The organism is Pantanalinema rosaneae CENA516, assembly GCF_050753385.1.
Classification (GTDB): domain Bacteria; phylum Cyanobacteriota; class Cyanobacteriia; order Leptolyngbyales; family Leptolyngbyaceae; genus Pantanalinema; species Pantanalinema rosaneae.
Genome location: NZ_JBLZFZ010000180.1, coordinates 1 through 1275, shown reverse-complemented (window position 1 = coordinate 1275; position 1275 = coordinate 1). Strand labels below are relative to the sequence as shown.

The 1275-nt window shown below is 59.8% G+C and carries 2 protein-coding genes; one reads left to right on the top strand and one right to left on the bottom strand.

Features of this window, described 5'->3' with window-relative positions; all coding sequences use genetic code 11:
* A partial coding sequence (locus tag ACN4EK_RS32715) for an enolase C-terminal domain-like protein (RefSeq protein ID WP_431662623.1) occupies window positions 1-812 on the bottom strand: 812 nt, incomplete at its 3' end.
* Between the two features lie 261 nt (window positions 813-1073).
* Here ACN4EK_RS32715 and ACN4EK_RS32710 point away from each other — a divergent pair.
* On the top strand, window positions 1074-1275 hold a 202-nt coding region (locus ACN4EK_RS32710), incomplete at its 3' end, for a hypothetical protein (protein ID WP_431662622.1).

Genomic DNA, 1275 nt, shown 5'->3' with positions numbered 1-1275 from the left:
CGTGGGCTCGGAGATGTGTATAAGAGACAGGCACACACCGGGTGCGGGCTTGATTGGCGCACCGCGGCCATCGAACGTCGGTCGTTGTGCCACCGCACCGGCTCCTCGAACCACATGATGTCGAGGTCGCTCGTCCGCTCTCCGAACTCAATTGCGTCCTGAACGGTGTACCCCTGGTTTGCATCGACCGCGATGAGAAAGTCAGTTCCACCGGCAGCGAAGGCGGCGCGCACGCGATCCGCGTCTACCTCCGGCGAAGCACCACCGATCTTGAACTTCATGCCGCCCAAGCCCATCGACTTGTAGCTGGCAATCTCGTCGGCAATGGTGCCGAGGGGTTCGCCGTAATAGCCGCCAATCGCGATCATCGGCACGGTGCCGGTGAACCCCCCCCAGAGCTTCCACAGAGGTTGATTGAGTGCCTTCCCGACGGCATCCCAGATGGCGGTGTCGGTAGCCGCCAATGCGACGAGGCCAAGTCGACGGTCGCGCAAAATGTCGTACGTTGCCGGATACGCCGCCTCCCAGCAGTGGGCGGTGCGAAGGGCATCCATGCCGATGAGTCGTGGCGCGATCTCGTTCACGACGATGCTGTTGATCTCGTGGAGCCCGGCCAACTCGTCGCCAACATACGCCTCGCCCATGATTCCGTCGCTGGTGTGCAGCTGAATGATCAGTGTGGCCCGGTGCGTCATCGAGTAGTACCTGCCCTTGAACTCGCGTGCGAGAGGTGCCACGACGGGAATGGTTTCGATCTTGGTGATGAACAGTCCGTGTGAGTTGTCAACACTGGACTGAACAGGGGCCTTCATGGGCTTATGCATAGTCATCCCTTGACCGTGGAACTGGAAACGTTTCTAAAACATAACGATCTACCGACAGGAGGGCAAGCGCAAGGCCGAAAAACGAACCATTCATCGCGATATGACCGCTCTGCCCGGACATTTTGGGCTTGCTCCGCTCAAGTGAGCGGCAGAAACAGTTCGCGCTTGACTTGTCGCCACTCCTCAACTAGACATGCCTCACACCCTACTGGAATCCTTTCCAGCACTGTCACATCAAAGGAGAGCGCAGTGATCACCAAATCCACACGAAACCGCTTGTCGGTCGTGGCGAGCCTGGGCATCGCAGCCCTTGTTCTCGTCGGCTGTACGGCGGGTCCTGCAGAAGAGCCCACAGAGCCTGACACGCCGTCGGTTCAGGACGATTCGCCCCCCTTCGTTGACTTCCGTATTCCGGAGGCCGGCTCGGGTGAAGGCCTCAAGCTCGGCTTCA